This is a genomic window from Moorena sp. SIO4A5 (assembly GCF_010672005.1).
Classification (GTDB): Bacteria; Cyanobacteriota; Cyanobacteriia; order Cyanobacteriales; family Coleofasciculaceae; genus Moorena.
The window spans coordinates 1-6,669 of record NZ_JAAHHZ010000259.1; the positions used below are offsets into that span (position 1 = coordinate 1).

A 6,669-nucleotide genomic window follows, 5' to 3' on the forward strand; every position below is an offset into this window, starting at 1 on the left:
CTTGAGCTTGCGCCCCTGAGATTTCTTGTTCGAGCTGACCTGAGACAGGACAGTTTCACCTCAGAGATTCAACCCCCGTAAATCCACTTGAGATTTACCGATTAGGCGACACGATAGAGGTCGATATCGTATGGATTCCCAGGAGTTGATTTGTTGTCTTTAAATTCGTACACTCCTCCATTGGCCAAATTGTATTTTTTCCACAATTTGTAATTATTTCGGCCGTCTATGTCAAATTTAATGATTCCTCCTTTGTACGCAGTCCATACTGAACTACTACCAGGTTTCGGGAATTTCGTTAGTTTACCATCGACAAAGTAGTGGACATTGTATTTGGTCTTGTTCCGAATCGTGAACACCTCGTATCCGCCACTGATTGTTTCAGCATCTTTCTGATTTAAATCAACAAACAGATCTGGATTAGCAGAAATAGACATAATTTTTCTCCTGGATTTAACTTAACTTAAGTTTCCTGGAAGCAAATCTTTATTCCAGGGTGACGGGTAAGCAAATTAGCAGTAAATCAACCCTATTACACAGCACATTATTATCGGTTTTGCCATTAAGAGGATTACGCTTTTTTGATTGCCCTCACTTTATTAATCACTCCGAAAATCCAATTTTTCTACAACAGAGTATAAAGTTTTGTAAAAAATTTTTTTTTATATTCTAATGAAGTACATTAATTACAAAAAAAATTAAGCATGTTAGGTTTTTTTGCTTTCCTTGTGCACCTCACTAGACAAACAAATAAACACATATAAAGTTTTGTAACGAATTGCAGAAAACTTGGAATTTACCCTAATAACTAATTAGACAAGAATTCTGAATCGGTGGTCATGAACAAGCAAATTCAACATCTGGTGCTTCAAATACAACATTATACTCCGGAAAATCAACAGCGGAACCAGGCTTTGGCAGAATTGGTTGAGCAAATTTTGCGTACCCGTAAAGTGTGTCGCCCATGTCCAGGTCAGCCTTTATCTGGCATCTATCTAGAGATCTATCAGACCGTACAGCAGCAGCTCAACCATGAACTTGAGGATGATCTTGACAGCCCATATCTACGAATAACTTCTGATCAGGAGTGGGCCTCTTGGCGGGATAGTGTTTTTAAGAAGGTACTCGACGAGGGTCGTCTTCAGCAGCTAGCCCTAGAAGCACAACGGCACCAACCCCATACCCCAGAGGGATTTTATGCCTTAACGGAATTGCTCAATGCCCTTAAGCTTTCCGGTAAGCTTTGCCATCGAGGCAAATTTTCCCGTGAGGTCTATGATGATGCTGTGAATCGGACATTGTATTATGTCTATCAAAACCTCAATCACTACAATCGAGAAAAAGGAAAATTTATAGCCTGGGTCAATTATCGCCTCGATAAGATGTTAAAAAAGGCTCAACAAGACCTGACTGACCCATTTATCCAAGCTCAATCTGGCAAAATTGTCAGAATTAAATATCAGTTGAGCGCTCTGATTAAAAGCACCAAACTAGATCATGTGATTGTTTGGATAACACTAACCATCAAAGGCCGGATTACAGACAAGACCCAGGCCAGTAATATTACTAAAATTCTGATAGTATTATTTTTGTTGTGCCAGTTAATCCTAAAAGACCGGAAAAAAGGAAATTCATTAGTGTTTGAGATGGCTAAAGCCTCTCTCCCTTTTTCCTCACACTTGTCTGAGAACACTGGGGAATCGCTTACCCTAGAGACTGTGGCACAACCGCAAACAGAACTGACGTTGTATGACCAGGTCAGATCCTATTTTAAAGAAGACCCAGAAAAGCTCTTGCAGAAACATATAAAAAACCATCCTGAAGCTACCTTGCAAGTGATAGGGTTAGCCTACCTCGACGGACAAAAATGGCAAGAGATATCGGATTGTTTAGGAATTAAAATTTCATCCCTTAATAACTTCTTTCAACGTAATCTTAGAAAATTAGCCCCTGAAATCAAGAGATATATAGAAGACTAAATGAGCTAAAAGTGATATAAAAAAAATCGCTGCTTAATCTTATCCATACATAAACCTACATCAACTGTAGGGGTTAAATTAAATTATTACTATCTATATTCTACTACCCATAGAGTTGATAATTGATTGATAAGGCTAAACTAGAGAGATTGCTCAGCCACACCAGCCTGTCAAATTATACTCATACTACTTATGGTCACACTACCAGAAGCAGCCCATCAGCTAGCAGAGAAGCGTTGCCAACAGCAATCTAATCTGGAAAAAGCCGAACAGGTTTATCTCAATACCTTGGCGGTGTATGCAGTGAATCAGTACTTACAGGGTCTAGAATTTGAAACTGATTTAGACTCTAGTGATAGCCAGAATTCGATCATGCAGACATTCCTAGATGTGGCTGATTTAGTGGTTAAAAATTATGGCAAGCTCGAATGTAAACCAGTCTCACCAGATGCCGAGTTTGTTTACGTCCCAGAAGAAGTTTTGCAAGACAGAATTGGTTATATAGCGGTGCAACTGAATGACTCCTTGACAGAAGCAAAACTGCTGGGATTTGTGGAAAATGTTACAACTAATGAGTTACCGTTAAGGCAGTTGCAGCCGATGGCATATTTTCCAGAATACCTTCAGGATTTACCCAGAAAATCCACCGATAGTCGAGAGGTTTAATGTTGAAGGTTTTCTGTCAGAATGCAGAATGTAGAATTAAGAATGTAGAATTAAGAATGTAGAAGGCAGAAGGCATAAGGCAGAAGGCAGAAGGCAGAAGGCAGAAGGCAGAAGGCAGAAGGCAGAAGGCAGAATTCCAAATTCCAAATTCTAAATTATACATTCTAAAAGGTTGAAGGTTGTTTAGTAGACCTCTCCAAAAACTTGAAAGTATCTCAGTAACTGCTTTTCAGCCCTCAAATTGACCAAGTCAATTTTACGTTGAATTAACGCTATAATAGGCTTTACGAAGCTATTGATGTTAATTTAGCACCAAAACTATGAGCAGATACAACCTCAATTGTTTCAGCACTTTCAGACGCTTTTGTTACTTGTAATACTAAGGCTCCTGTTCTCAATCTTACTAAACCGCATATTGTCAAAATCACCTCAGAATATTTACTAGAATTTAGGCGAAACCTTTCTCCTGCTATTTTAAAAAGTTTCACCAATCTAATTCCGTGTTCTACAAATATTCGGTTTGAAGATAATAGCTTGTTATATTTCTTTTGCTGTGAGGTTAATTCACCATTTTTTGGTTTTTTATGGGGAGTTTTTATTTGTTCTTCTCCTACATAAGCTTTGTCTCCACTCAGTCGTTGTTTATCATCAAATTTTTTTAAACTTTCCCGACAAATATTTATATCACTTTTGGGGCCAGGTTTGCCCACGACTACGTCCACAATATCTTCCCCTTTTGGCAACACAATAAATTGGTTTTTAAATGTATGACTTTTCTTCTTCCCAGAATAGAATTTTTTTTGATGATGATAATTTGTTCGCGTAGCGTGGCCTACGGCCAAAGGTCTTTCCCTGACTTGTTCAGCGCTATCTACTATTAACTCATACTCAGTCAAAGCTTCCCGAATTATCTCCGACTCTTCTTCGCACTTTTTTACTTGTTCTAATAAAGAAGCTGGTAGAGCTTCCCTGAAAAGAGATTGCCAGTAGTTAAAAGTAGAGTTTGCTGTAGATTCACTCACCTGAAACTGTAGTCCTAGAAGTTGAAAGTTTATGTGATGTCGTAAGTAAATTAACGTCAAAACTATTTGGTCTTCAAGTGATAATTTTTGTGAAGCACCTCCCCCAGGCTTAATTAGCCGGACTTTTTGATTTTGATTTTTTTCTTGATGTTGACGATGTAATAACTTAGCTTGTTCTATCAGTTGAGAGAGTTGTTCATGATTTATCCCTAGCAATCGTTTGGTTTGTTTAGGATTTTTCTGGATATAATTCCAAGTATAACTCATGGATAATATTACTAAAATTAATCTGTTATTATCCTCTTATTTTACCATAAATTTATTTGTTGGAGAGGTCTAGTGCGTAGGGTGCGTTAGGGGCGGAAAGCCTCGGATTTTTCGCCTCGTAGCCAGTGTTGGGATAGTCCGCCCCGTAACGCACCACCAAAAAGCTCACCCTCATTTTCTGTCGTTGCTGAATCAAGGAATGAATATCAGTGGTGTGGGCATCCTGCCTGCGCACAAATGAAACGGGCAAGATGCCCATTCCACAGCCAGATGCCCATTCCACAGCCAGATGCCCATTCCACAGCCAGATGACCATTCCACGGCAAGATGCCCATTCCACAGCCAGATGCCCATTCCACAGGTGCGACCCGTGGCGAATTTAATAATTAGATGCGGAAAGCGCACCTAAAAACTCTTATCATTTCATTATTAAGCAACGCCAATCGGGTTGCTTGGCACTGCCCACCCTAGGATTAATCACTTGGGATCTCCGGATCAGAATTGACCCAAACGATTGATGTTTGGTCGGCAGTGCATCGTACAGATTCACAAAGCTTGCCCATCGGGTTGCTTGGCACTGCCCACCCTACGATTCTATAATTCTGGCAAAAAATAAAGTTTTGTAAATTAACCCATAAAAATGTGAGCTCAGCTAGATAAGTAAGCAGGTCAGTCTTTCTAATTGATAGCGATGAAAGATCAAATTAGGCAGCTGGTATGCCAAGTGCAAAGCTATCCACGGGATACTCAAGAGCGGCAGCAAGCTTTAGGAACACTGGTTAAGCAAATTTTGCGATCGCGTAAAATTTGCCGCCCATCCAAAGGTCAACCTCTATCTGGTATTTATCGAGATATTTTGGAGGCAGTGCAGAAACAGCTAACCCAGGATCTAGAGCAGACTATTGATAGGTATAGCCCACAATTTATTTCTGACAGAGAGTGGACATCTTGGCGAGATATGGCCTTTAAAAAGGTAATAGATAACTATCGCCTTGAACAACTCGCCCTAGAAGCGCAAGGACAAAAAACTCATACTAAAGAACGACTGTATGCTTTAACAGAATTAATCAATGCTTTGCAAATTTCCGGCAAACTGTACCATCCCCCTGGCTTTTCTATTGATGTTTATCAAGATGCAGTAATTAGAACCTTAGGGTTTGTATTTCAAAACATCAATGTCTACAATCCTGACAAGGGCAAATTTATGAAGTGGGTGAATTTTCGTCTTTATGTGATGTTACAAGAAGTCCGCAAAGAACTTAACGAACCCTTTCTACAATCTCAATACAACAAAGTTTTTAGAACTCAATCGGATTTGAAACGTCTGATTAAAAAAACAAAAATTGATACGGTTTTGCTTTGGTTTCAGCTAATCCTTAAAGGGAGAATTACAGTAATAGATCAGGGATGGCAAGTTTTTTCTATCCTGATTGTCTTATTAAACTTATCCCAGTTACTAACCAAAAAACCAATTTATGTCAATACATTATTGTTCGAGATGGCTCAAGCATCTCTCCCTTTATCATCAACGTTATCTGGACTAAATAAAAAATCAATTACTATCGAAAATATACCACAATCGGAAATAGATATTCCCTTGTCTGAAAAAGTAAGACAATACATTGCAGAAGACCCTGATCGGCTATTTCAAAAGCATATTAGAAACCATCCTGAAGCAACGTTTCAAACTATCGCTTTAGCCTATCTAGACGGAAAAAAATGGAAAGAAATATCTAAATTATTCGGAATTAGTGTTCCTACACTAAGTCATTTCTACCAACGTTACCTTAAGGAAGTCGCTCCTAAGATAAAAAAGTCTATACAGGAATAGTTGGCCTAAAATCATTATAATTTAAAGATAATTAACCCAACTTATACTAGTTTAAAATATACTAGGGTGTTTGCAAAGATGTGATTGATTTAACTTCGACATTCAGCTAAATGGTTTCAGGGTGCTTAATACCTTTTCAGGGATGTTAAAAATTAAAAGGCGCTGGGAACAGGGAACAGGGAACAGGGAACAGGGAACAGGGAATTAAAAAGCTTTTTAGTAAGCATATGCGCTACGCGCACGCTACGCGAACAGCCGTCAGCCGTCAGCCGTGAGCTAAAGGCTCACGCGTGCGCGTTCAGCTTTTTGGCACAGGCTTCTACGCTGGGACTTCACTCAGATTAAACCAATGCTTACTTGTTGTCTTGATGCAGTCGCTCATGGGGGAAACCACGGCAGTCGCTCATGGGGGGAACCCCCAAGACCGCGCTGCCTCCCCAAGACCGCGCTGCATCGCTTATTCAAAAGCTGAGAGCTGAGAGCTGAGAGCTGAGAGCTGAGAGCTGAGAGCTGATAGCTGATAGCTGAATACTTACGCTTTTTACATAGCGCTGCATCGCTTTTTTAAAGTATTTTTCAATCAAGTTAATTTTTACCTATCAAATAAAAAAAGGATAGGGATTTATGTTACAGTATTGGTAGGCTGATTTTAGGGAATTGGTATAATACCAAAGCATCCCAAAGTAACAGTTATTAATCAAAACAAACTCAAGACTATTTTGTTCATAAATATTATTCACCTAGGACTTAGGATGACTAGCTAGATTATGCTCCTACGCTGGGGGGGCGACGAAATAAGCTAAAACCCAGACTCTATAAGCGACCTAGCCCTTATACCTCGTTGATAATACTTTCGTTGTCTTGATGCAGTCGCTCATGGGGGAAACCCCCAAGACCGCGCTGC

General features: G+C 39.5%; 6 protein-coding genes. 3 read left to right on the forward strand and 3 right to left on the reverse strand.

From position 1 onward, the window contains the following. Positions 1-101: 101 nt before the first annotated feature. Positions 102-437: a hypothetical protein gene (locus F6K57_RS34245; protein WP_293072374.1), complete on the reverse strand. Its 336-nt coding sequence runs from the start codon at positions 435-437 to the stop codon at positions 102-104. A 402-nt stretch (positions 438-839) separates the two neighbouring features. Here F6K57_RS34245 and F6K57_RS34250 point away from each other — a divergent pair, with 402 nt between their 5' ends. Further along, positions 840-1,979, forward strand: coding sequence for a hypothetical protein (locus F6K57_RS34250; protein WP_293072375.1), 1,140 nt, complete (start codon positions 840-842; stop codon positions 1,977-1,979). 192 nt (positions 1,980-2,171) lie between these two features. Next, positions 2,172-2,645, forward strand: coding sequence for a DUF1822 family protein (locus tag F6K57_RS34255; RefSeq protein WP_293072376.1), 474 nt, complete (start codon positions 2,172-2,174; stop codon positions 2,643-2,645). 284 nt (positions 2,646-2,929) lie between these two features. Here F6K57_RS34255 and F6K57_RS34260 read toward each other — a convergent pair whose 3' ends face one another. Then, positions 2,930-3,934, reverse strand: a complete 1,005-nt coding sequence (locus tag F6K57_RS34260) for a transposase family protein (protein WP_293072377.1) — start codon at positions 3,932-3,934, stop codon at positions 2,930-2,932. Between the two features lie 52 nt (positions 3,935-3,986). After that, complete coding sequence (locus tag F6K57_RS34265) at positions 3,987-4,274, reverse strand: hypothetical protein (RefSeq protein ID WP_293072378.1); 288 nt, start codon at positions 4,272-4,274, stop codon at positions 3,987-3,989. A 351-nt stretch (positions 4,275-4,625) separates the two neighbouring features. On the opposite strand from F6K57_RS34265, the gene F6K57_RS34270 reads away from it, so the two are divergent. Continuing rightward, positions 4,626-5,765: a helix-turn-helix domain-containing protein gene (locus F6K57_RS34270; protein WP_293072380.1), complete on the forward strand. Its 1,140-nt coding sequence runs from the start codon at positions 4,626-4,628 to the stop codon at positions 5,763-5,765. The last annotated feature ends 904 nt before the right edge of the window (positions 5,766-6,669 follow it).